Source organism: Amycolatopsis sp. NPDC089917 (assembly GCF_040684635.1).
In the GTDB taxonomy this organism is placed as follows: domain Bacteria; phylum Actinomycetota; class Actinomycetes; order Mycobacteriales; family Pseudonocardiaceae; genus Amycolatopsis.
In genome coordinates this window covers 1-26,646 of the sequence record NZ_JBFBGL010000019.1, presented here as the reverse complement: position 1 = coordinate 26,646, position 26,646 = coordinate 1, and the positions used below count along the sequence as shown (strand labels likewise).

General features: G+C 71.2%; 6 protein-coding genes. 3 read left to right on the top strand and 3 right to left on the bottom strand.

What is annotated here, in order from left to right; all coding sequences use genetic code 11:
- Positions 1–84: 84 nt before the first annotated feature.
- Genes AB0N89_RS16130 through AB0N89_RS16120 form a run of 3 tightly spaced genes read right to left on the bottom strand, consistent with a single transcriptional unit; the run spans position 85 to position 23,940 of the window.
- Entirely contained in the window at positions 85–294 is a 210-nt protein-coding gene (locus tag AB0N89_RS16130; protein ID WP_364205020.1) for an MbtH family protein, read from the bottom strand.
- Positions 291–22,565 carry a non-ribosomal peptide synthase/polyketide synthase gene (locus AB0N89_RS16125; RefSeq protein ID WP_364205018.1) on the bottom strand — a complete coding sequence of 7,425 codons (22,275 nt, stop codon included), beginning with the start codon at positions 22,563–22,565 and terminating at the stop codon, positions 291–293. Before AB0N89_RS16125 ends, AB0N89_RS16130 begins: the two co-directional genes overlap by 4 nt.
- Before the next feature lie 31 nt (positions 22,566–22,596).
- Entirely contained in the window at positions 22,597–23,940 is a 1,344-nt protein-coding gene (locus tag AB0N89_RS16120; RefSeq protein ID WP_364205016.1) for a SidA/IucD/PvdA family monooxygenase, read from the bottom strand.
- Positions 23,941–24,077: 137 nt separating this feature from the next.
- Here AB0N89_RS16120 and AB0N89_RS16115 point away from each other — a divergent pair, with 137 nt between their 5' ends.
- The 3 genes from AB0N89_RS16115 to AB0N89_RS16105 all read left to right on the top strand — a co-directional run bounded on the left by AB0N89_RS16115 (position 24,078) and on the right by AB0N89_RS16105 (position 26,540).
- Positions 24,078–25,025, top strand: coding sequence for a methionyl-tRNA formyltransferase (locus AB0N89_RS16115; RefSeq protein ID WP_364205015.1), 948 nt, complete (start codon positions 24,078–24,080; stop codon positions 25,023–25,025).
- Positions 25,026–25,125: 100 nt separating this feature from the next.
- Entirely contained in the window at positions 25,126–26,103 is a 978-nt protein-coding gene (locus AB0N89_RS16110; protein ID WP_364205014.1) for an RNA polymerase subunit sigma-70, read from the top strand.
- Positions 26,103–26,540, top strand: coding sequence for a PPOX class F420-dependent oxidoreductase (locus AB0N89_RS16105; protein WP_364205012.1), 438 nt, complete (start codon positions 26,103–26,105; stop codon positions 26,538–26,540). The genes AB0N89_RS16110 and AB0N89_RS16105 overlap by 1 nt, the downstream gene beginning before the upstream one ends.
- Positions 26,541–26,646 lie beyond the last annotated feature (106 nt).

The window sequence follows — 26,646 nt, the reverse complement described above, 5'->3', positions numbered from 1 at the left end:
CTGAACAACGCAAGTCCGTGAAGGCCTCCTTGAGGGACTCTGGGTCCCTCAAGGAGGCCTTCACGGACTTGACGAGCGAGCCGGTCAGGACTCCATCGCCTTGACGAGCGACACCGGCCGCAGGTCCGTCCAGTGGGTCTCGACGTAGTCCAGGCACTCGGGACGCGAGGCCGGGCCGAACTTCGTGGTCCAGCCCGCCGGGACCTCCACGAACTCGGGCCACAGGCTGTGCTGCCCCTCGTCGTTGACCAGCACCAGATACGTGCCGTCGGGGTTCTCGAACGGATTCGTCATGCCTTGTTCTCCTTTGGTGTATCCGATGAATCAGCTCGGCGGGCGAGCGCGTCCAGCGCGGTGAACCAGTCCTCCGCCAAATCCCGTACCGACTCTTCGGTCAGCACGGCTTCCGGCCAGGACCACTGCGCGCCCAGTTCGGGGCCGCCGGGGCGGTCCTCCGTCAGGGCGTTGATCGTCAGCACGTGCGAGACCGGCATACGTTCGTCCGCACCGATTTCGGCCGCTTCCGCTTCCGCCGCGTACGACCAGTCGGTCGCTTCGGGGACACCGATCCGGCCGAGATAGTTGAACTCGATCTGCGGCTTCGCGAACTTCGCGAGTTCAGGCCCGCTCCGCGGGTCGAGGTACCGGAGCAGACCGTGCCCGATCCCGCCGTCCGGCAGCCCGCCGAGATGCGCCTTGACCCGTTCGAGCGCGACACCGGCGGCGGCCCCGCCGGCGAACGCGTCGTCCAGATCGAGGTCGCCCAGGTCCAGGCACACCGGGACGACACTGGTGAACCAGCCGACCGTCCGCGAAAGGTCCGCGCCCCCGGCCAGTTCCTCTTCGCGGCCGTGCCCTTCGACGTCGACCAAGACCGCCCGTCCCTCGTCGCGGCGCCACCGGGCGACGGCGAGCGCGAGCCCGGTGAGCAGGACGTCGTTGATCGTCGCCCCGAACGCCGACGGCACCCGCGACAGCAGGGGCGCCGTCCGCTCGGCGGGCAGTGTCAGCGACAGCTTCCGCACCGTTCCCAGGACGTCCCGAGCCGGGTCGAGTGCCCGGTCCAGCACGAGCGGATCCGCACCGCCCAGCACCGACTTCCACCGATCCAGCTCGCCGCCGCGGTCTTGAGTGGACAGCGCTCGCGACCACCGCCGGAACGACGTGTCCACCGCGGGCAGCTCCGGCACCTCGCCGCGAGCGACCGACTCCCACGCGGACGCGAGGTCCGGCAACAGGATCCGCCACGAGACGCCGTCGACGGCCAGGTGATGGATCATCAGCAGCAACCGCCCGGGCCCGGCCGAGCCCGCGTCGAACCAGGTGGCGCTCAGCATCACGCCGGCGTCCGGGTCCAGACGGGACCGCGTCGGCTCCGCGTGCTGCTGGATCAGCGCGGACCACTCGCCGCCGGCTTCGACGCGTTCGATGTGGACGTCGACGGACTCTGGCACCCGCAACGCCCAGCCGTCCACCGACCGGTCGAGCCGCGCACGCAGCATGTCGTGCCGGTCGACCACGGCGCCGAGCACGGTCTTCAGCTGCTCGCCGGTCATCCCGGACGGCGTCTGGAGCAGCGCCGCCTGGTGATAACCCGCGATCGGCCCGCCGAGTTCACGGAGGGCGTGCATGATCGGCGTGAGCGCGATGGCGCCGTCGTCTTCCAGGCTCTCGGCGACCTCGGCCAGCGCCGCGACCGTCCGGCGCGCGAACACCTCGTGCGGCGTGATCTTCAGCCCGGCCGCGCGGGCCCGGCCGACCAGCCGCATCGCGACGATGCTGTCCCCGCCGAGGGCGAAGAAGTCGTCGTCGGCGCCGAGTTCCGGCACGTCGAGCACCTCCGCGAAGAGCGCGCACAACGCCTTCTCGGACGCGGTCTCGGGCGCCCGTCCACCGGCCAGCTCGGCGTAGTCCGGCGCGGGCAGCGCCTTGCGGTCCAGCTTCCCGTTGGACAGCTTGGGAAGCGCGTCGAGCGTGACGAACGCCGCCGGGACCATGTACTCCGGCAGCGTCCCGGCAGCGAACCGCCGCAGCTCCGCGCGGTCCACAGTGGACACCACGTAGGCCACCAGCTGCTTGACCCGCGGGCGGTCCTCACGCACGAGGACGACGGCCTGCGCGACGTCGTCGTGCCGTTCGAGCACGGCTTCGATCTCGCCCGGTTCGACCCGGAAACCGCGGATCTTCGCCTGGTCGTCGGCACGCCCGCCGAAGTCCAGGCGCCCGTCCGCGGTCCAGCGGGCGAGGTCGCCGGTGCGGTACATCCGGGCACCGGCCGGACCGAACGGATCCGCCACGAACCGCTCCGACGTCAGTGCCGCCCGCCCGAGATAGCCGCGGGCGAGACCGGAACCGGCGAGGTACAGCTCGCCGGTGACCCCGGGCGGCACCGGCCGCAGCGCCGCGTCCAGCACGTAGGCGCGGGTGTTCGCGACCGGCCTGCCGACCAGCGGCTGCTCACTGTCACCGATCCGCGCGACCAAAGCGTCCACTGTGGACTCTGTCGGTCCGTACAGGTTGAAGGCCTCGGTCCCGTCCAAGGTCGCCAGGCGACGCCAGAGACTCTCGGGCACCGCTTCGCCGCCGACACCGATCACGGCCAGCGGGCACCGGTCGCCGTCGAGCAGACCGGCTTCCGCCATCTGCGCGAAGAACGACGGCGTGACCTCGATGAAGTCGAAGCCGTCCCGTTCGATCATCGCGGCCAGCAGTTCCGGGTCGCGCCGGGTCTCCTCGTCCACGACGTGCACGGCGTGCCCGTCGAGCAGCCACAGCTGCGGCTGCCAGGAGGCGTCGAAGGAGAACGACCAGGCGTGCCCCACCCGCAGATGCGGCTTGCCGGTCGCTTCGGCCGCGGGCCGGTGCAGCGTGGCGCGATGACTGTGGAACAGGTTCACCACCCCGCGATGTGGGACGACGACCCCCTTCGGCGTCCCGGTCGAACCCGACGTGTAGATCACGTAAGCGGGATGTTCCGAGCCGAGCGGGCGGACGCGATCCCGGTCGGCGAGGTCGTGCGCCGGCCGGTCCTCGGTGACGAGCGCGCACAACACCAGCGTCTCGATCTCGTTGCGGGGCAACGACTCCAGCAACTCGGGCTCGGTCAGGATCGCCTTGGGCCGCGCGTCGGCGAGCATCGCGGCCAGCCGGTCCGCCGGGTGGTCCGGGTCGAGCGGCAGGTACGCCGCGCCCGCCTTGTGCACCGCGAGGATCGCCAGCAGGACGTCCGCCGAACGCGGCAGCGCCAAGGCGACGAAGTCCTCCGGGCCGATCCCGTGGGCGACCAGCGCCCTCGCGAGCCGGTTGGCGCGTTCGTTCAGCTCGGTGAACGACCAGGCCACCTCGCCGGACACCACCGCCGTCGCACCGGGCGAACGCCGCACCTGATCCTCGAACAGACCGGCCACGGTGGCCGGTGCGACGTCGAGCGCCGTATCGTTCCACTCCCGCACGATCAGGCCGAGGTCCGCCTCGGACAGGATGCCGACCCTGCCGACCGGAGCGTCCACATCGGACACCATCGCCGTGAGCACCTGTTCCATCGCGGGCAGAAGCCGCTCCGGCAGACCCGCGTCGAACAGGTCGGAGCGGTACTCGGCGGTGAGTTTCAGCCGCACGCCGGGTTCCACCGCCCACGTGAGCGGGTAGTGCGTGGAGTCCTCGTGCCGGACGATCTCCCCGCGCAACCCTGCGCCGGTCTCGTCCTCCTCCGCGCCCGGGTAGCTCTCGAACACCATGAGGGTGTCGAACAGCTCCCCCAGCCCGGCGCCACGCTGGATGTCGGCGAGCCCCAAGTGCTGGTGTGCCAGCAGGCCGGACTGCTGGTCCTGGACCCGGTCGAGCAGCGCGCCCAGCTTCTCGGCGGGGTCGACCGCGATCCGCACCGGGATCGTGTTGATGAACAGGCCGATCATCCGCTCAACCCCGGCCAGCTCGGGTGGACGCCCGGCGACCGTCGCGCCGAACACGACGTCCGACCGCCCGGTCAGCCTGCCGAGCACGATGCTCCACGCGGTCTGGACGAGGGTGTTCAGCGTCAGCCCGCGTGAGCGCGCGAGGTCGGCCAGCGCGCCGGTGGCCTGCTCCGGCAGCTCCAGGGACAGGCGTTCCGGGAGCGCCGGGATCCGCTGCGGGTCGTGCGGGACGAGATGCGTCGGCTCGGCCAGCCCGGCGAGCGCGTGCCGCCAAGCGGTTTCCGCCGCCGCCCGATCCTGCTCCCGGAGCCAGCCGAGGTGGTCGCGGTACTGACGGGCCGGTGCCAGTTCGGTGCTGGCGTACAGCTGGGACAGTTCCGCGAACAACTGCGGCACCGACCAGCCGTCGAGCAGGACGTGCTGGTGGGTGAACACCAGCCGGTGCCGTCCGTCCGGCAGGGCCAGCAGCAGGAACCGCAGCACCGGCGCGGACGCCGGGTCGAACCGGCGCCGGTCGTGGGTCATCTCCGCCTCGATGGCGTCCGCCGGCTCCGCGAACCGCCAGGGCGCCGTGATCGAACGCGCCACCAGCGCGACCGGACGGCCGGACGCGAGGTAGCGGTAGCCCGTGCGCAGGACGGCGTGCCGATCGACGAGTGCCTGGGCGGCGTCGCGCAACCGGCCCGGGTCGAGCGGTCCATCGAGGTCGAAGGACACCTGGACGGTGTAGACGTCGGGCCCGTCGCCGTCCATCGTCGCGTGGAAGAGCAGCCCGGCCTGCAACGGCGTCAGCGGCCACACCTCGGCCGTGTCCGGCGCGACGTCGAGGATCTCCGCGCGTTCGCCCGCGTCGAGCTCCACCAACGGCTTCCCGCTCGGCGACGCGGGCGCGTCGAGCCGCACCGAGCTGACCTCGGCGAGTGCCGCGACGGTCCGGTGCCGGAAGACGTCACGCGGGCTGAGCAGCAGCCCGGCGCTCCGCACCCGGCCGACCAGCTGCATCGCGACGATGCTGTCCCCGCCGAGGCGGAAGAAGTCGTCGTGGACGCCGACCTTCTCCAGCCCGAGGACGCCGGCGACGAGCGACGCGAGCAGCTCTTCGCGCGGAGTCCGCGGTGCGTCGCCGGAGACCGCGAACTGCGGGGCCGGCAGCGCCTTGCGGTCGAGTTTCCCGTTGGGAGTCAACGGGAACGCGTCCAGCACGACGAACGCCGACGGCACCATGTACTCCGGCAGGGCCGCCTCGGCCAGCCGCCGGGCTTCCTCGACGTCGGCCTCTCCCGCCAGATAAGCGACGAGCCTGCCTTCCCTCAAGACCACACGCGCGGAGAGCACGGACTCGATCTCGCCGAGCTCGATCCGGAACCCGCGCAGCTTGACCTGGTCGTCGGCCCGGCCGAGGTAGTCGAGCGCGCCGTCGGCACGCCACCGCGCGAGGTCGCCCGTGCGGTACATCCGCTCCCCCGCCGCGAACGGGTCGGCCACGAACCGTTCGGCGGTCAGCCCGGCTCGGCCGAGGTAGCCGCGCGCGAGTTGCGCGCCCGCCAGGTACAGCTCGCCGGTCACGCCCGGCGGAACCGGGCGCAGACGGGCGTCCAGCACGTGGACCTGGGTGTTCCACACCGGCCGTCCGATGGGGACGGTGTCGTCGACGACTTCCCACGAGGTCACGTCGACCGAGGCCTCGGTCGGCCCGTAGAGGTTGTGCAGCGGGACGTCGACGCGCGCCGCCAGTTCCGGCGGCAGCGCCTCGCCGCTGCACAGGACCCGGCGGACGTCGTGCCAGCCGGGTTCCTCGGCGAGGAACGCTTCCAGCATCGACGGGACGAAGTGCAGGGTCGTGATCCGCTGGTCGCGGATCAGCTCCGCCAGGTACCGCGGATCGCGGTGACCGTCCGGTTTGGCGACCACGAGCGTCGCGCCGGTGATCAGCGGCCAGAAGAACTCCCACACCGACACGTCGAAACTCGACGGCGTCTTCTGCAACACACGATCTTCGCACGTCAGACCGTACTCGTCCTGCATCCACGACAACCGGTTCACGATCCCCGAATGCGGCACCACGACACCCTTCGGGCGCCCAGTCGAACCGGACGTATAGATCACGTAGGCGGGCGATGCTGGATCTACAACCCTGCCCAGGTTCTCGCCCGAGTAGCCGTCCAGTTCAGGTAACTCGTCGAGCACCACCACGGGAGCGGCGTCTTCGAGCATGAACGCGAGCCGGTCGGCCGGATAGTCCGTGTCGAGCGGCAGATACGCCGCGCCCGCCTTGTGCACGGCGTACAGCGCGACGACCAGATCGAGCGACCGCGGCAGCGACACCGCGACCACGGACTCCGCACCCACACCCCGCTCGACCAGCCACCGCGCCAAGCGATTCGCCCGCGCAGTGAACTCGGCATATGACAGCTCAGAACCCTCGAACACCACAGCGGGAGCATTCGGAGTCCGCGCCACCTGCGCCTCGAACAACTCCGGCAAAGTCGTCGCCGGGAAGTCGTGCGCCGTGTCGTTCCAGCGCGAGAGCAGCGCGCGTTCGTCGTCGTCGAGGATGTCGAACGCCCCGACCTGGACCGCAGGATAGGCGGCCACCTGCTCCAGCACGGCGACCAGGCGCCGTGCGAACCCTTCGGCCGTGGCGTGGTCGAACAGATCCGCGCTGTACTCGATCGCGCCCGAGATCCCGTCCGCGTTCTCCAGGAACCCGAATTCGAGGTCGAACTTGGCGACGCCTTGGGCGAAGGGCTCCTGCTCCGCACTCAGGCCGGGCAACGCGGGCCCGCCGCCGGCTTCGGGCAGGTAGACCACCATCACCTGGAACAACGGATGCCTGGCCAGCGAGCGCTCCGGATTGACCGCGTCGACCAGTCGCTCGAAGGGCAGGTCCTGGTGCTCGAAGGCGGCGAGATCCGTCGCCCGCACCCGCGACAGCAGCTCGGCGAACGCCGGGTCACCGGACAGGTCGGTGCGCAGCACGAGCGAGTTCACGAAGAACCCGACCAGCGGCTCCAGCCGTTCGTCGGTGCGGCCGGAGCTCGGCGAGCCGAGCGGGATGTCGTCCCCGGCCCCGAGCCGGTGCAGCAGCACCGCGACCGCGGCCTGCGCCAGCATGAACATGCTGACGTCGTGCCGTCGCGCCACCTCGCGCAGGCGCTCGGTCAGCACGGCGTCGATCGGGAACGTGACGAGACCGCCGCGGTGGCTCGTCTCGGCCGGGCGCGGCCGGTCCGAAGGGAGCGCCAGCTCGTCCGGCAGGCCCGCCAGGGCTTCCCGCCAGAACTCGAGGTGCCCGGAAGCCGCCGACCCGAGCAGTTCCCGTTGCCACAAGGCGTAGTCCGCGTACTGGACCGCCAAGTCTGTCCACTGTGGAGCAACACCCGCCAGGCGCGCCTCGTACGCCGTGGCCAGGTCGGCCATCAGCGGTTCTTGCGAGCCTTCGTCCGTCGCCACGTGGTGCAGCACCAGCAGGAGGACGTGCTCCCGCGGCGACAAGGCGAAGACCGTGGCCCGGATCGGGAGTTCCTCGTCGAGGGCGAACCCGCGCCCGGCCTCGGCGGACAGCTGCGCCGGCAGATCGTCGGCCTCGGCGAACACGACGTCCGGGCGCGCGTCGGTGAGGATCCGCTGCGCGACGACGTCGCCTTCCTCGACGAACACGGTCCGGAGTGTTTCGTGCCGCTCGACGATGTCTCCGAGCGCCGCACGCAGAGCTCCCGCGTCCAGTTCGCCGTGCAGACGCCAGGCGAGCGGGATGTTGTAGGTGGGCGTGACGCCTTCGAGCCGATACAGGAACCACAAGCGTTGCTGCGCGGGCGAAAGCGGCAGCACGTCCGGCCGGGTCCCCGCGCCGAGAACCGGCCGGGCCGCCGGTTCCGCGAGCCGCTCGGCCAGCCCCGCGACGGTCGGGGCGTCGAAGACGTCGCGGACCGACACCGTGGCGTCCAGGGTCGCCGAGATCCGGCTGACCAGGCGCATCACCAGCAGTGAATGCCCGCCGAGGGTGAAGAACCCGTCGTCGATCCCGACCCGCTCGACGCCGAGCACGTCGGCGAACAGCGCGCACAGGGCTTCTTCCCGCGCGTTCCGGGGCTCGCGGCCTTCGGTGGTCGCGAACTCGGGCGCGGGCAAGGCCTTGCGGTCGAGTTTGCCGTTCGGGGTCAGCGGGATCTCGTCGAGCACGACGAACGCCGACGGCACCATGTGCTCGGGGAGCTTCGCCGCGACCGCGTCCCGCAGTCCGTCGTCGGACCCGACGATGTAGGCGATCAGCCGCTCTTCGCGAGCGACGACCACGGCACGCGTGACGGACCCCGACGCCGTCAACGCGGCCTCGACCTCGCCGAGTTCGACCCGGAAGCCGCGGATCTTCACCTGGTCGTCGACGCGGCCCAGGAACTCCAGGACGCCGTCGTCCGACCAGCGCGCGACGTCCCCGGTGCGGTACATCCGCTCCCCCGGACCGCCGAACGGATCGGCGACGAACCGCTCGGCGGTCAGCCCCGGCCGGGCGAGGTACCCGCGCGCCAGCTGGACGCCCGCGAGGTAGAGCTCACCCGGGACACCCGGCGGGACCGGGGCGAGCCGGGCGTCCAGCACGTAGGTCCGTGTGTTCCACACCGGACGCCCGATCGGGACGGACGGCGTGATCTCGGCACCGGCCCGCCACGCCGTCACGTCGACCGACGCTTCGGTCGGGCCGTAGAGGTTGTGCAGCGGGACGTCGACGCGAGCGGCCAGTTCCGACGGCAGTGCCTCGCCGCTGCAGATCACCCGGCGCAATCCCGTGCAGTCCGCCGTCTCCAGAAACAGGGCGAGCATCGACGGGACGAAGTGGACGGTGGTGATCCCGGCGGTGCGGATCAGTTCAGCGAGGTACGCCGGGTCCTTGTGGCCCTCGGGTTTCGCGACCACGAGTGTCGCGCCGGTGATCAATGGCCAGAAGAACTCCCACACCGACACGTCGAAACTCGACGGCGTCTTCTGCAACACACGATCTTCGCACGTCAGACCGTACTCGTCCTGCATCCACGACAACCGGTTCACGATCCCCGAATGCGGCACCACGACACCCTTCGGGCGCCCAGTCGAACCCGACGTATAGATCACGTAGGCGGGCGATGCTGGATCTACAACCCTGCCCAGGTTCTCGCCCGAGTAGCCGTCGAGGTCAGGTAACTCGTCGAGTACCACCGCGGGAGCGGCGTCTTCGAGCATGAACGCGACGCGATCCGCCGGATAGTCACGGTCGATCGGCAGGTAAGCCCCGCCGGCCTTGTGCACGGCGTACAGCGCGACGACCAGATCAAGAGATCGCGGCAGCGACACCGCGACCACGGACTCCGCACCCACACCCCGCTCGACCAGCCACCGCGCCAGCCGATTCGCCCGCGCGTCGAACTCGGCATACGACAGCTCCTCGCCTTCGAACACCACAGCGGGAGCGTCCGGAGTCCGCGCCACCTGCGCCTCGAACAACTCCGGCACCGTCGCGGCCGGGACGTCGCGAGCGGTGCGGTTCCACTCGGTCACCCGCGCGAGTTCGTCGCCGACGAGGACGTCGAGCACCGCGAGCGGCCGGTCCGGCCGGGCCGTGGCCTGTTCCAGCAGGGACGTGAGCCGGGCCAGCAGGCGCACGGCGGTCGTCTCGTCGGCGAGGTCCTCGGCGTACTCCAGCATCAGCGTGGCGGCGGTCCCGTCGTCGACCATCGTGAAGTGCAGGTCGAACTTCGCCATGCCGGTGTCCATCTCGAACCACTCGGCGGGCAGGCCGAGCACGTCGTGGGCGCCGGCCTGCCGGTGATAGCCCACCATCACCTGGAACAGCGGGTTGCGCCCCGGCACGCGGGGCGGGTTCAGCTCCTCGACGACACGCTCGAACGGCAGGTCGCCCTGCGAGAACGCGGCGAGATCGGCCTCGCGCACCCTGTCCAGCAGCGCGGCGAACGTCGGCTCGCCGGAGAGATCGGTCCGCAGCACGAGCGTGTTGACGAAGAATCCGACGAGATCGTCGAGCGCCGCGTCGGTGCGTCCCGCGATCGGGGCGCCCAGCGGGATGTCGTCCCCGGCGCCGGTCCGGTGCAGCAACGCGGCCACCGCCGCCTGAAGCACCATGAACGGGCTCGCTCCCGCTTTCGCCGCCAGCTCGCGCACGGCGGACGCCAGCTCCCCGGAGAGCGGGGATCGCACCTTTGCGCCCTTGCCGGTCGGGTGGAGCGGCCGCGGGCGATCCAGCAGCAACGTCAGCTCGTCGGGCGCTCCGCGCAAGGCGCCGGCCCAGAACGCGACCTGATCGGCGCCGCGCTGGTCGAGGAAGTCCTTCTGCCACAGAGCGAAGTCGGCGTACTGCACCGGAAGGTCCGTCCACACAGGACTCTCACCGGCGATCCGGGCCTGATACGCGGAGGTCAGATCGCCCAGTAACGGACGGTCGGACCATTCGTCGGTCGCGCTGTGGTGCAGGACCAGCGAGATCACCTGGTCGCCGTCGCCGAGCCGCAGCACCCGCAGCCGGACCGGGATCTCCCGGGCGAGGTCGAACGGCGCTCTCGAAAGCGAGGCGATCCGGGCGTCCAGGCCCGCCTCGTCGCACTCCTCGACGGCGAACGGGATCTCCGGCGTGCCGAGAACACGCTGGCAGGGCTCACCATCGTGCTCGTCGAAGACGGTCCGCAGCACCTCGTGCCTGTCGAGGACGTCGCCCAGCGCCAGCCGGAGGGAGCCGAGATCAAGGCCGCCCCGCAACCGGAAGGTCAGCGGGAAGTTGTAGGCGACCGCGTTCGCTTCCATCCGGTCGACGAGCCACAGGCTACGCTGAGCCGCCGAAAGCGGGATCCGTTCCGGACGTGCGACGCGGACCACCGGCGGCCGAGCCGGTTCGCCGCCGCCCGCGCGAGCGGCCAGCTCGGCGACCGTGGGCGCCTCGAACAGGTCACGGATGGCCAGTTCGGCGCCGAGTTCGGTCCGCGCGCGGCTGATGAGCCGGGTGGCGAGCAGCGAATGGCCGCCGAGGTCGAAGAAGTTGTCCTCGACGCCGACCCCGTCCAGCCCGAGGACCTCGGCGAAGAGCGCGCACAGCGTCTCCTCCGCGGCGGTCTCGGCCGGACGGCTTTCGGCGAGCCGCACCGCCTGATCGGCTTCCGGCAGCGCCCGCGTGTTGAGCTTGCCGTTGTCGGTCAGCGGCAGGGCGCCCAGCGTGACGAAGGCCGCCGGAACCATGTAGTCCGGCAGTTCCGTCTTGAGCCTGTCCCGCAGGCGTTGCACCAGTTCACCGCCGCCTCGCGCGGCTGTCGGGCTCGTGGCGTATTTGGCCAGGTTGGCACCGACCGAAACCGGCTGGTGCACACCCGTGACCAGCGCCTCCGGCTGTCCGTTGTGGACGAACACGGCCTCGAACGCGCCGTCGGCCGACCAGGTGCAGTGCACCCGGAAGCCGAGCCGGTCCCCGAGCTCGTGCACGTCGTCGGGCTCGATCCCGGCGGGGGCGCGGAACAGGTCCAGGACGTCGATGAGCGGCGCCCCGGCGTCCAGCGCCCGGGTCGCCTCGACCTCGGGAGCCTGCCGGGCGTCCGGGATCCGGCTCACGCGCAGCGTTTCCGCACCGGTGAGCCGCTCCCCCAACACGGCTAGGGAGCCGACCTCGTCCCACGACAGGCGCGGCGCCTGCGCGACGGACAACGTTTCGGCCGGTTCCTTGACCAGGACCGCGTCGTAGCGGTACCGGCTCAGTTCGTTGTGCAGCCGGGCCCGTTTGATCCGGACCTGCGCGGCGACCTCCGGCAGCCGCCGCGCGAGCGCGGTGAAGTAGTCCGGGTCGATCAGGAGTTCCTTCTCCAGCGCGGCCCCGCGTTCGATCGCGCGCCGCACCTGGGCGACGTCGGAGGTCGCGTCGGCGCGGGTCAGCTGGATCGCGGTGTGGAAGGCGCGGGCGAGCCGCAGGTTCCGGACGTCGCCCACGAACAGCGCGCCGCCGGGCGCGAGCAGCCCGACCGCCTTCGTGACGACGTCGGTCAGGTAGTCGACGCTCGGGAAGTACTGGATGACGGAGTTGATCACGATCGTGTCGAACCGTCCGGCGGGCAGGCCGTCGAACACGTGCGCCGGCTGGGCGCGCAGGGTCACCTTGGCCGCCAGCTCCGGGTCCTGGTCCAGCTCGCGGTTCAGCTTCGCGATCACCGGCGCGGCGAGGTCGGTGCCCCAGTACTCCCGGGCGAGTGGCGCGATCTGCCCCATCAGCAGACCGGTGCCGACGCCGATCTCCAGCACCCGTCCCGGCTTCAGCTCGGCGATCCGGTCGACGGTCGCCTGCCGCCATTCCCGCATGTGCTCCAGCGGGATCGGGTCGCCGTCGTAACTGGAGTCCCAGCCCGCGAAGTCCTCGGTGAACAGCGCGGTCGGGATCTCGGTGTACTCGTCGGAGTAGATCTGCTGCCACTCGCCGACCTGGTCGGCCTCCGCCTCGGCCCGCGCGTCCCCGCTCAGTTCGGCCGGGACGACGTAGCCGATGAGCCGCAGCAGCCCGGGCGCCGACGGGTCCGGGCGCGCGATGACGGCGGCCTGCGCGACCTCCGGGTACCGGCTGAGCGCGGTCTCGATCTCCCCGAGTTCGACGCGGTAGCCGCGGATCTTGACCTGGTCGTCGGTGCGGCCGAGGAAGTCGAGGTTCCCGTCTTCGCGACGGCGCACCAGGTCGCCGGTGCGGTACATCCGCCCGCCCCCGGGGACGAACGGGTCGGCGACGAACCGTTCCGCGGTCAGGCCGGGACGGCCGAGGTAGCCGCGGGCCAGCCCCTCGCCCGCGATGTAGAGCTCGCCCGCGACGCCGTCACGGACCGGACGGAGCCAGGCGTCGACGATGTAGGCGCGGGTGTTCCAGATCGGCTTGCCGACGGTCGGGGTGCCGCTGTCGGTCGTACCGCCGCCGAGGGTGTTGATCGTGTACTCGGTGGGGCCGTACAGGTTGTAGCCGTAGGTGCCCTCGGTGTCCCGCAGCCGGTTCCACACCGATTCCGACACGGCCTCGCCGCCGAGCAGGACGAGCGCGGGCCGGTGTCCCTCCAGAAGGCCTTCCTCGATCAGCAGGTGGGCGTACGTCGGCGTCACGTTGACGACGTCGACCTCGTGCTCGTCGCAGTACGCCACCAGCGCCCGCGCGTCGCGCCGCAGTTCCTCGTCGCAGACGTGGACCTCGTGTCCCTCGACGAGCCAGAGCAGCTCTTCCCAGGACATGTCGAAGGCGAACGACACGGTGTGCGCGATCCGCAGCCGCCGTCCGCCCGCGGCCGCGATGGCCGGCGCGAAGATGGCGCCTTGGTGGTTGAGCTGCATGTTCGTCAGGCCGCGGTACGGCGTGACGACGCCCTTGGGTTTGCCCGTGGAGCCCGACGTGTAGATGACGTAGGCCGGGTGTTCCAGGCGGCCCGCGCGGCCTCGCGCGAACAACGGGCGTTCTGCGTCGGAGATCGGGCCGTCGCCGAACGCCCTGTCTTCGTGGTCGTCGACGAGGACGCGAGGCGTGGCGTCGGACAGCGTCGCCGATACGTCCTTTGTGGACACCAGGCAGAGCGGCGCGGCGTCTTCCAGCATCACCGCGAGCCGGTCGGCCGGGTAGTCGAGTTCCAGCGGCAGATACGCGGCGCCGGTCCGCAGCACGGCGAACAGCGCGACGACCATGTCGATCGACCGCGGCAGGCCGAGCGCGATCACCTGCTCCGGCGCGGCGCCCTTCGCCAGCAGCAGCCGGGCCATCCGGTTGATCCGCGCGTCGAGTCCGGCGTAGGTCAGCTGTTCGTCGCCGAACACCACGGCCGTCGCGTCAGGCGTTCGCTCGGCCTGGGCGGCCAGCAGGTCCGCGATCGTGTCCTCGATGACCGGGTGCTCGGCCTCCGCCCAGCCCGCCTCCAGGGCGGCGCGGTCCTCCTCGGACACCGTCGCGAGCGCGGCGACCGGTTTCGCCGGGTCCTCGACGATCTGCGTGACCAGCGAGGTGAACCGGCCCAGCACGGACGCGGCCTCAGCGGCGTCGATCACGTCGTCCCGGTAGGACAGCGTGATCCGGATTTCCTCGCCCGGCGTCACCACCAGCGTCAACGGGTAGTGCGTCGCGTCGATGTTGAGGAGATCGGTGATGCCGTGCCGGTGGCGGAGACCGTCACGCCGTTCGTCGCCGTCCGCGTTGCGCAGCACGAAGAGCGTGTCGAACAGGACCCGATGCCCGGCTTCGCGTTGCAGGACGCCGAGGCTCATGAACTCGTACGGGGTCAGGTCCATCCGCTCGGACTGCAGGCGCCGCACCAGGTCCAGAACGGATTCGGCCGCGTCGAGCCGCACCCGGGTGGGCACGGTGTTGAGGAACAGGCCGATGGTGTTTTCGATGTCGGGCACGGCGGCGGGCCTGCCCGCGACCGCCGCGCCGAACACGACGTCGTGCCGTCCGGTCATGGTCGACAGGACCAGGCCCCAGGCTGCGTTGAGCACGGAGTTGACGGTCAGGCCGTGGCGACGGGCCTGCTCACGCAGCCCTCGGCTGAGGTCGCCGGGAAGGACGGTGTCCAGGTTGACCGGGGTGGCCGGGACCAGATCGCGGCCTTCCGGCCCGATGACGGTCGGTTCGGCGAGGCCGGACAGCGCCTCGCGCCACGCTTCCGTGGCGGCCTCGATGTCCTGCCGGTCCAGCCAGCGGAGGAACTCCACATAGGACCCGGCCGCGGGCAGTGCCCGGTCGTCCCCGCCGAGGTCGTACAGCGCGAACAGCTGCTCGATGAACAGCCAGGCGGACCAGCCGTCCCAGAGCAGCAGGTGCCGGTTCAGCACCACGCGGTCGCGCCCGTCCGCCAGCCGGACCAGTTTCAGCCGGAACAGCGGCGGGGCACCGAGGTCGAACCGCGTCGCGCGGTCCTCGGCCATCAGTTCGTCGAGCTTGGCCTGCCGTTCGACTTCGGGCAGGTCCGATAGGTCCACTTCGGACAGTGGTGGTTCGATCTCGGCAGCGACGAACTGGACCGGTCCGCGCAGTCCCTCGCTGGTGAACCCGGCGCCGAGGCTGGGGATCCGGCGGAGCAGCGCGGACACCGCTTCGCGGAGGCGCCCGGCGTCCAGGCGGTGATCGAAGTCGATCACCTCCTGGATGGTGTAGATGTCGACCCGGTCGGAGTTGTAGCTGGAGTGGAAGAACAGGCCTTCCTGCAGCGGTGACAGCGGCCAGACGTCGGCGACCGGCACCGGGCTGGACCGCTCGACGCGGGCGATCTCCTCCTGGGTCAGCGACACCAGTTCGAGGTCGGACGGCGTGAGCCCCACCGGCTTCCCGAGATCCGCCGCCGCCAGGTCGCGCACCGCGGCGACCCAGCGGTCGGCGAGTTCTCCGGCCGGTCCGGCGAACGTCGCCGTCAGCCTCGGCCCGTCTTCGGTGTCCTCGCAGGCGACGCCGATCCGCAGGACGTGGTCGCCCGCCGGGGGCGCCGCCGGGTAGCCGACGACCTGCCAGTCGCCCGGTCCGGCCGGGATCCGGCCGTCGTAGCGCAGCGCGATCCGAGGCTTCGCGAGCCCGGCGAGCAGCGGACCGGTCTGGACATCGAGATAGCGGAGCGTGCCGTAGCCCCCGGGCGTCTTCCGGACGGTCTCCTTGACCGCCTTGAGCATCGCGAGCGGCTCGCCGGTCGCGGTGATCCGCACGGGGCGGACGGATGTCAGCGCGCCGACGGTGTCCGAGGTGTCCACCGGGCCATGGAGATCGACGAGGAGGTCGCCGTCTACGGCGGCTTTCAGTGCCGTCAGGAGCACGTCGGTCACGTCACCGTTCACGGCGGACGGCAGGGGTCCGACGAGCGTCCGCGTCTCTTCGGCGGACAGGGTGATCCGGCGTTCGGTGACTTCGCCGCCGGCGGGGAGCTCGGCGGCGCCGGGCGCCAACGTCCCGGCCCAGTGCTCGATTTCGCCGAGCAGGGCGGGATCCTGCGCCGCTTCGGTGATGCGGCGCGCGATGGTCCGCAGCGAGGTTCGTACCGGCGTGAACACCGGCGGGTGGCCTCCGATCACGGCTTCCCAGGCGATCGCGAGGTCGGCGGACAGGATCGTCAGGCTCCGGGCGTCCAGCAGGACCGGATGCGCGACCAGGAGCAGCCTGCCCGGTTCGTCGAACCAGACGGCTTGCAGCAGGTTGTCCGTCAGCCTCTCCACGGCGGACCTGTGTTCGTCCTCGACGGACCCGGTCGCGTGACGAAGCAGGTCAGCGGCCTGAACCGTCCCTTGTGGACGAATTTCGAGCGACCACAGCACCGACGCGATCCGCGAGAGCGCGAGCCGCAGGCCGTCGTGATGGTCGAGCACGAGTTGCACCGCGGCGGCGAGCGTCTCGACGTCGGCTCCGGACGGCAGGGTCAGCAGCACGGACTCCGGCTGGACGGCGTCGCCCAGTTCCCGGAGACGGAGCATTTCGGGCAGGAGCGGGAGCGCGCCGATGCCATCGGCGTCGGGCACCGGCTCGGCCGGCGTGACGGTGGCGGCGAGCGCGGCCGGGGTCCGGAGTTCGAAGACGTCCTTGGGGCTCAGCTCGAACCCGGCTCGCCGGGCGCGGCTCGACACGGCGATCGACGAGATGCTGTCGCCGCCCAGCAGGAAGAAGTCGCCGTGGGCACCGACGGCGTCGAGGCCGAGGACGTCCGCGAAGATCCGCGCGAGGGCACGTTCCCGCTCGTTCTCCGGCGCGGCGGCGGTCTCGCCGATCACCGGCGCGGGCAAGGCCCGGACGTCGAGCTTTCCGCTGGGCGTCAGCGGGAACTCGTCGAGGACCACGAACGAGGACGGGACCATCGGCGCGGGCAGTGCCTCGCTCACCGCGGCTCGCAGCCGCTCCGGATCCGCGCCACCGGCCACGTAGCCGACCAACGCGCCGTCCTTCGCCACGACCGCGGCGGCCGTGACGCCCGGTTGCGTGGCGAGGACGGCTTCGATCTCGCCGAGTTCGATCCGGTTGCCGCGGATCTTCACCTGGCGGTCGGTGCGCCCGAGATACTCGATCTCGCCGTCCGCGCGGCGCCGGACGAGGTCACCGGTGCGGTACAGCCGCTGTCCGGGTTCGCCGAACGGGTCGGCGACGAAGCGTTCGGCGGTCAGGCCGGGCCGTCCGTGGTACCCGCGGGCCAGCTGGACACCGGCGAGGTACAGCTCGCCCGCCACGCCGTCGGGCACCGGGCGGAGGCAGCCGTCGAGGACGTGTGTCCGCGTGTTCCACACCGGGCGTCCGATGGGGACACCCGCGCCGTCGGCGCTGTCAGTGTCGAAGAAGGTCACGTCCACGGCGGCCTCGGTGGGGCCGTAGAGGTTGTGCAGCGGGACACCGGTGAGTGACCGCCAGCGCGCGACGGTCTCGCCGGTCAGCGCCTCACCGCTGGAGAACACCCGGCGCAGCGACCCGAGATCGCCGGGGGCGGGCTCGCTGCCGAGGAACGCGGCGAGCATCGACGGGACGAAGTGCAGGGTGGTGATCCCCCGCTCCCGGATCAGCCGCGCGAGGTACGCGGGATCGCGGTGGCCGTCCGGTTCGGCCAGCACCACCGTCGCGCCTTCGCACAGCGCCCAGAAGAACTCCCAGACGGACACGTCGAAACTCGACGGCGTCTTCTGCAGCACGCGATCCGAGGCCGTGAGCCGGTACTCGTGCTGCATCCACGCGAGCCGGTTGACGATCGCGCGATGCGTGACGGCCACGCCCTTCGGCCGCCCGGTCGAGCCGGAGGTGTAGATCAGGTAGGCCGCGTCGTCCGGCCCGGCCGCCACGCCCTGGACGTCCTCGACGGCGTGGTCGCCGAGCACGGAGACCTGTGCCAGCCCGGCGACGGAGGGAATCCGCGAGGCCGTCCCGGGTTCGGAGATCACGAGCCGGGCACCGGAATCGGTGAGCATGAATTCGAGCCGGTCGGCCGGGTAGTCGAGGTCGATCGGCAGGTAGGCGGCCCCGGACTTGAGAACGGCCAGGAGCGCGACCATCAGCTCGGCCGACCTCGGCACGGCGACGGCCACGATCTCGTCGGGACCCGCACCCAGCGAACGCAGCTCGCGGGCCAGCAGCTCCGCGCGAGCGTCGAGGTCCGCATAGGACAGTTCCGTGTCCTCGAACACCACCGCGGTCGCGGACGGCGTCCTGGCGACCTGCTGGGCGAAAGCCCCGGCCAGCGTCCGCTCGGGCACCGGATGCGAGGTCGCGTTGAGGTCGGCGAGGCGGCCGCGTTCGGCGGGCGAGAGCAGATCGACGGCGGCGACAGGCAGGCGGGGGTTCGCGGTGAGCGTCTCCAGCAGCCGCGCGAACCGTTCCGCGAGCTGCCCGGCCACGACCGCGTCGATCCGGGCGGCGTCGAATTTGAGGCTGAACGCCAGATCGTCGCCCGGGGTCGCGATCAGCGCGACCGGGAAGTGCACCGCGTCGGTGACCTCGACGCCGGTGAGGCGGAGGGTCTCGGACGCGCGCTCGTCGTCACGCGGGAAGTTCTCGACGACCACGAGGGTGTCGAACAGGTCGTCCTGCCCGACGCCGGCGACGCGCTGGAGCTCACCGAGACCGAGGTGCTGGTGGTCCAGCAAGGCCGCCTGCTCGTCCTGCAACCGCCGCAGCACGGCGGCGACGGTCTCGGCCGGGGACCAGCGCAGCCGCACCGGCACGGTGTTGATGTACAGGCCGACCGCCGTTTCGAGGCCGTCGGCTCCGGTGTCGCGGCCCGAGACCGTACTGCCGAACAGGACGTCGTCCCGGCCGGTGAGCCCGCCGAGGAGAAGTCCCCAAGCGCCGTGCAGGACGGTGCCGAGGGTGAGGCCGTGCGCGCGCGCCATGGCGGCGAGCCCCGCCGTGGCCCGCTCACCGAGATCGAGGTGGACTCGCGACGGCCGTCTCGCGGCCGTGCCCTGTCCGTCGATCAGCCGGGTGGGTTCGTCCACCCCGGACAGCGCGGTCCGCCACGCTTCCCGGGAAACCTCGTGATCGCGCGCCGCGAGCCGCCGCAGGTGGTCCGCGCGGGTGTCCGGCTCCGGGCGCGGAGCGTCCGTTCCCGCGTATCCCGCCAGCAGTTCGCGCAGGAGCACCACGACCGACCAGCCGTCGGCGACGATGTGGTGGAACGTGAGGGCCAGCTTGGCGCTGTCTTCGCCGGTCCGGACGAAGGTCGCACGCAGCAAGGGCGGCCGCGCGAAGTCGAACCGGCGCGCGCGATCGGCCTCGAAGGCTTCCGCGGCGTCCTCGGCGGTCACTTCACGCCACGGCAGTCCGGCGTGCCGGCTCACCGTCTGGACGACCTGGCCGCCGTCGAGCTGCCGGAAACCGGACCGCAGCGACGAGTACCGGTCCAGCAGGGCCTGCGCGGACCGGCGCAGCGCGTCGGCGTCGACGTCGCCTTCGAGGTCCAGCACCTCCTGCACCGTGTAGATGTCGGCGGCCGCGCCGCCTTCGAACTCCGCGTGGAAAAAGAAGCCTTCCTGCAGCGGGGTCACCGGCAGGACGTCGGCGTACTCGGCGAACGACGCGCGTTCGGTGTCGGTCAGCTCCAGCAGCGGCCGCTCGTCCACAGTGGACACGGCGGACACAGTGGACTCGGCCGCGATGGTCCCCGCACAGGCGGCGAGAGCCTCGGGAGTCCGGTGCTGGAACACCTGCCGGGGCGTGATGGCGAGACCGCGCTTCGCGGCGCCGAGCACCAGCCGGATGGACAGGATGCTGTCGCCGCCGAGACCGAAGAAGTCGTCGTCGGCACCGGCCGAGGCCAGCCCCAGCACCCGCGCGACGACGTCGCACAGGATCCGTTCCCGCTCGGTGCGCGGCTCGCGGCCGGTGGCGGCGGCGCCGAAATCGGGCAGGGGCAACGCGGTGCGGTCCAGCTTGCCGTTCGGCATGATCGGCAGCCGGTCGAGCGCCACGAACGCCGACGGCACCATGTAGTGTGGCAGCGCCGATTCCGCGTGGGCGCGCAGGTCCTTCGGCAGCGACGGCGACCCGCCGGACTCCGGGACGACGTACGCCACGAGTCGCCGGTCCCCCGGCTTGACCTCGCGCGGCACGACGGCGATCCGCTCGACGCCCGGGTACGCGGCGAGCGCGGACTCGATCTCCCCCGGTTCGATCCGGAACCCGCGGATCTTGACCTGGTGATCGGTGCGGCCGAGGAAGTCGAGGTTCCCGTCCGCGCGCCAGCGGACCCGGTCGCCGGTGCGGTACATCCGCGCACCACCGCCCGCGAACGGGTCGGCGACGAACCGTTCCGCCGTCAGCCCAGGGCGTCCGGCGTAGCCCCGCGCGAGACCGCGGCCGCCGACGTACAACTCCCCCTCGACGCCGGCCGGGACCGGCCGCAGCGCGGTGTCGAGGACATGGCAGCGGGTGTTCGGATCCGGCCTGCCGATCGGGATCGGCCCGGTCCAGCCGGGCTCGGCCGCCCACAGCGTCGAGTTCACCGTCGCTTCCGTGAGCCCGTACGCGGCGACGACCCTCAGGTCTTCGGCCCAGCGCGCGATCAGTTCCGGCGGGACGGTCTCGGTCCCGACGATCAGCACCGCGCCCTTCGGCAGTTCGCAGTCCGGCGGCAGCGCCGCGACCAGCGACGGCGGCAGGATCATGTGCGTCGCCGCGTTGGCGGCGATATAACCGGTCAGTTCGACACCCGCGACGCGGCGGTGCGACGGCACCACGATCAGCGTCCCGCCGACGCACAGGGACATGACCAGGTCCCAGACCGTCACGTCGAACCCGGTCGAGGCGAACTGCACCACCCGGCTGCCTTCGCGGATGCCGATCCGCTCGGTCGCCGTGCTGATCAGGCTGCCGATCCCGTCGTGGGACAGGACGACACCCTTTGGCCTGCCCGTGGAGCCCGACGTGTAGATGACGTACGCGGCCTGGTTCAGCGCGATCCCGCTGACGTCCACAGTGGACGCGTCGAGACCCGCCAGCTCGGCGACCACGGCCGGATCGTCGAGGAGGACCCATTCGGCGTCCACCCCGGACGGCAGTTGCGCGGCTTCATCCTTTGTGGACACCACGACGCCGGCTCCCGCGTGGGACAGCATGTACGCGAGGCGATCCTCGGGGTGGTCGAGGTCGAGCGGGAGGTACGCGGCCCCGGCCTTCATGACGCCGAGAAGCGCGACGACGAGATCGGCCGAGCGCGGCATCGCCACGGCGACGACGTCCTCGTCGCCGACACCGCGCCGCCGCAGCAGGCGCGCGAGACGGTTGGCGGCGGCGTCGAGCTCGGCGTAGGTCAGCCGGACGTCCTCGCAGACGACGGCCTCGGCCTGCGGCTTCCGCGCCACGACCCGGTCGAACGCCTCGGGCCACGACACCTCGGGTGAATCCGCCACCGCGGTCCCGAGCTCCAGCATCCGGGACCGTTCCCCGGCCGAGAGCAGGTCGATCGCGGCCAGCGGCAGCCCGGCTCCCGCCACCAGCGCGTCCAGCACGGCGGCGAACCGGCGGCGGTGCTCGGCGAGCTCCTCGTCGGTGGACACGGCCGCGTCGGCGTCGAAGTCGAGCCGGAGGCCCTTGCCCTCACCGGCGTCGTACACGGCGATGGCGACGTCGCTGATCGGGCCGAGTTCGAGGTTGCGCACCGTGGCGTTCGCGTCCCCGAACGCGAGTCCGCCGTCCACGGCCATGAAGTTCACGCTCAGCCCGACGAGTTCGTGCACCCCGCCGCTCGCGCCGAGTTCGCGCGCGAGGTCCTCACCGCGGTACCGGCTGTGCTCCAGCAGCGCGGAGACCTTCTCCGCGACCTGGGCCACGAGCTGCGCCGGCGTCGTCTCGGGTCGCACGGTCAGCCGCAGCGGCAGGACGTTGGAGACCATGCCCGGCTGTTCGCGCAGGGCGCGGGTGGTGCGCGCGGTGACCGGCAGGCCGAGGACGAGGTCTTCGGCGCCGGTCACGCGGTGGGCGTACGCGGCCACGGCGGCGATCGCGACACGCGACAGCCGCGTCCCCGCGTCGAGCGCGAACTTCCGCAGGCGGCCGGTCTTGGCGGCGGGCAGCTCCCACGAGTGCCGCCGCAGCCGGATCGGGCCGGACGACGCGCGGCCGAGCAGGCGCACCGGATTCGGCCTGCCCGCGAGTTCGCCGAGCCAGTAGGCGCGGTCGGCCTCGTCCTCATCGGTCGCTTCGACCAGCCCGGAGAGCGGCCAGGCGACCTCTTCGGCGGAGCCCGAATACAGCGCCGCCGCACGACGGGTCAGGACGGCCTGCCCGTGCGCGTCCATCACCAGGTGGTGGTAGCGCTGGAACCAGCGGACCCGGTCCTGCGCGAGGATCAGCAGGGCGTGCCCGGTGAGCGGACCCCGGCCGAGGTCGGTCACCACGGCCAGTTCGGCCCGCGCCCACTCGTCGGCCGCGCGCTCCGGATCCGGTTCGCCGGTGAAGTCGAGGACGGCGACCTCACCGGGGGTGGCCGGACGCTGGACCGGCGTGTCACCGTCCAGCTCGACCGTGACGTGCAGGCATTCGGCCTCCGCGACCGCCCTCCGAACGGCGTCACCCAACCGGGCGACATCGATGTCGCCGCGCAGCTCCGCGACCCAGCCGATCGTGTAGACCGGATCGGCCGGGTCGAGCTGCTGCGCGAACCAGATCCCCTGCTGTGCCGGGGTCAGGGGAAAGCCGCGGTTCATCGGGGTTGCCTCCACCGTCCGAAGGGCGCGAAACGTCGTCTGCTGGTCAGGCGGGCCCGGTGCCGCTCACCGCGTACTCGGGCCTGGACGCGCCGGCGGCCCGTCGGTCCACAATGGACTGGAGGATCTCGCCGACCCGGACCGCGGTGTTGGACAGCAGCGACGACGTGATGCCGTGGGTGTGCTCGGTGCCGCCCTGCAGGTAGATCCCGCCGTCCAGCGGCGGTTCCGTGACGATCCGGTAGTCGCGTTCGACGCGGAGCCTGCCCTCGTCGTCGCGTTCGCAGGCGGTGGCGAGTTCGCCGAGCAGCGGCGTCGGGTCCGCCGGGCTGTACCCGGTGGCGTAGACGACGAAATCGGCGTCGAGCGTGGTCCGTTCCCCGGTCTCCAGCGCCTCGATGACGACCCGGACCTCGGATCCGGTGTCGGTGACCTCGGTGGGGCGGGAGACGTTGATCAGCTTCAGACGCTCGATCCCCTGCACCTTCTCGCGGTAGATGCGCCGGTACAGCTCGTCGATCAGGTCGATGTCCACGGCCGAGTAGTTGGTCGCGCCGTGGTAGCGCATCAAGCGGTCCTTGACCTCTTCCGGCGCCTCGTAGAACCGCCCGACCGCCTCGGGGTCGAAGATCCGGTTGGCGAACGCGCTGTCGTCGGCCGGGCTGTAGCCGTACCGCGCGAACACCGCGCACACCTCGGCGCGCGGGAAGCGGTCGTGCAGCAGCGCGCTGACCTCCGCCGCGCTCTGCCCGGCGCCGACGACGACGAACCGGCGCGGCTCCTCGGCGGCCATGCCCTCGACGCGATGCAGCAGTTCGCTGTTGTGCCAGATCCGGGTACCCGGCGTCACTCCTTCGGGGAGGTTCGGCCGCAGCCCGGTGCCCATCACCAGGTTGCGGGCGCGCAGGTTCACCAGCTCGCCGTCGGTCCGGGCGTGGACGTCGAAGAACGCGACCTCGTCGCCGTCGAACACCGGCGTGACCGAAAGCACTTCGGTGCCATAGGAAACCAGGTCGTCGACCTTCTCCGCCGCCCATTCGAAGTAGTCGTGGAACTCGATCCGCAGGGGGAACAGGTTCTTATGGTTGATGAAGTCGACCAGCCGGTCCTTGCTGTGCAGGTAGGACAGGAAGCTGAAGGAACTCGTCGGGTTCCGCATGGTCGCCAGGTCTTTGAGGAAGGAGACCTGCATGGTGGCGTTGTCGATCAGCATCCCGCGGTGCCAGCCGAACCGGGGCTGGCGCTCGAGGAAGTGGGCGGTGACGGTCTCGGCTCCGGGCTCGGCGTTGTGCTCGGTGACCGCGATGGCGAGCGCCAGGTTCGAGGGCCCGAAGCCGACCCCGACGACGTCGTAGACCGGAACCCGTTCACCGACCACTGCTCGTGCCATCTTGAACCCCTTGCGCGGCTCAGCCGCATCTCGGTACTTCGTTACAAAGACCAGGGAACCCTAACCTAAGTTAGGTGAGGCTCAACTAGTACTTTCAGTGGTGATGTTCATCCCTCGACCAGGAGGAGGCCGGTCCCATGCGGGTCGCCATGTTCGGATACCAGACCTGGGGACACCGCACCCTGCGTGCGTTGATCGACGCGGGCCACGACGTCGCGCTCGTCGTCACCCACCCGAAGAGTGAGCACGCGTACGAGAAGATCTGGTCCGACTCGGTCGCGGACCTCGCCGAGGCCAACGGGATCCGCGCGCTGCTGCGCCAGCGCCCCGACGACGCGGAACTGCTGGCGGAGCTGAAGGAAGCCGATCTCGACCTGATCGTCGCCAACAACTGGCGCACCTGGCTGCCGCCGGAGATCTTCGAGATGCCGCGCCACGGCACGCTCAACGTCCACGACTCGCTGCTGCCCGCCTACGCCGGCTTCTCGCCGCTGATCTGGGCGCTCATCAACGGCGAGAAGGAAGTCGGGCTCACCGCCCACATGATGGACGCCGACCTCGACGCGGGCGACGTCGTGCTGCAGCGGTCGGTCGCGGTCGGCCCGAAGGACACGACCACCGACCTGTTCCACCGGACCGTCGACCTCATCGAGCCGATCACCACCGAGGCCATCGAGCTGATCGCGAAGGGGAACTTCACCCCGGTCAAACAGGACAGGTCGAAGGCGAGCTTCTTCCACAAGCGCGCCCTCGAAGACAGTCTCATCGACTGGTCCTGGCCCGCCGAGGAGATCGAGCGGCTGGTGCGCGCGCAGTCCGACCCGTACCCCAACGCGTTCACCCACCACCGCGGCAAGCAGCTGCGCGTGGTCCGCTCCTCGGTGTCGACCGGTCTCTACGGCGGCACCCCCGGCCGGATCTTCATCAGGGAGGGCGAGGGGGTCGTGATCGTCGCGGGCCCCGAGGCGCGCCGCGGCCGGTCGCACGGGCTCGTCATCGAGCGGGTCCGGACCGAGGACGGCACCGAGCTCGCCGCGACCGAGTACTTCCGCACCATGGGCGGCTACCTCACGGACCGCCCCTGACCTGCGGTTTCGCGGTCCCGCGAAAAAAGTCATCGCGGGACCGATGAGTTCCGCCGAAGGGCGCCGTTACATCGGGTAAGAACACTCGATGGGAGGCGCCATGACCGACACGGACGAGACAGTCGCCGCGGCGAAGGCGGGAGACCAGCTCGCCTTCGCCGCGCTCACCGAACGGCACCGCCGGGAGCTGCACGTCCACTGCTACCGGATGCTGGGCTCGTTCGACGAGGCGGAAGACGTCGTCCAGGAGGCGCTGCTCAACGCCTGGCGCGGGCTCGCCACGTTCGACGGCGGGAACTTCCGCGCGTGGCTGTACCGGATCGCCACCAACGCCTGCCTCGACGCGATCCGCAAGAACGAACGGCGCGTGCCGTCGCTGCGCTCGTTCGCCGAAGTCCCTTGGATCCAGCCGTATCCGGACCGCCTGCTGGACGAGATCGCGCCGTCCGAAGCCGAACCGCACGCGCTCGCCGTCGCCAGGGAGACCGTCGAACTCGCCTTCCTCGCGGTCCTGCAGATGCTGCCGCCGCAGCAGCGCGCGGTGCTGATCCTGCGTGACGTGCTCGGCTGGCAGGCCGCCGAAACCGCCGCCCTGCTCGACCTCTCGGTCCCCGCCGCCAACAGTGCCCTGCAGCGCGGCCGCGCGACCCTGCGCGAACGCCTCCCCCAGCAGCGCGGCGAATGGCAGGTCGCGGAGGCGCCGTCCGAAGAGGAACGGGCACTGGTGCGCCGGCTCATCGAGGCCCACGACAGCGGTGACTTCAGCACGATGAGCAGCCTCGTCCGCGACGACGTCCGCCACACGATGCCGCCGGAGCCGAACTGCTACATCGGCCTCGAACACCTCGCCCGGCACGGCAGGATCGCCGAAGAGATGGGTGAATGGCGCGCCGTCGCGGTCGACGCCAACCGGATGCCCGCGTTCGCGTCCTACCTCCGTCGCCCGGGCGACACCGTCTTCCGCGGCTTCAAGCTCGACGTCCTCCGTGTCGTCGACGGCAAGGCCGCGGAGTTCACCACGTTCGACAGCCACCTGTTCCCGGCTTTCGGCCTGGACGCCACTCTGGAGGGAAAGTAATGCCCGAGAACATGACCGACGAGCAGCGCCGCGCGTTTCTCGCCGAAGGCACCCGCACCGCCGTCTTCGCGACGGTCCGCCCGGACGGGAGGCCGCACGCGGTCCCGGTCTGGTTCGCCGTCGACGGGGACGACATCCTGGTCAACCTGGGCGCGGACACCGTCAAGGGCAAGGCGCTCAAGGAGAATCCGCGCGTTTCGGTGGTCGCCGACGACCCGCGTCCGCCGTTCTCGTTCGTGAGTGTCGAGGGTGTCGCGGAGATCGTTTCGGATCCCGACGGCGTCCGGGCGGGTTCGTCGTCGATCGCCGAGCGCTACCTCGGGGAGGCGGGGCCGGAGGCGATCGAGGGCTGGATGGCTTACGCGACGTCGCCGGGGAAGGTGATCGTGCGGGTGCGGCCGGAGAACATCGTGGCGATCGCGAAGGTCGGCGGCTGACCGCGTCGGTCCAGGTGGTCGTGAGTGGCGATTCGGGTTAGCCTCGGGGATCGAGGCCTACATCGCCCGCGACATGATCCCGGAGGCGCGGAGCATCGACGAACTG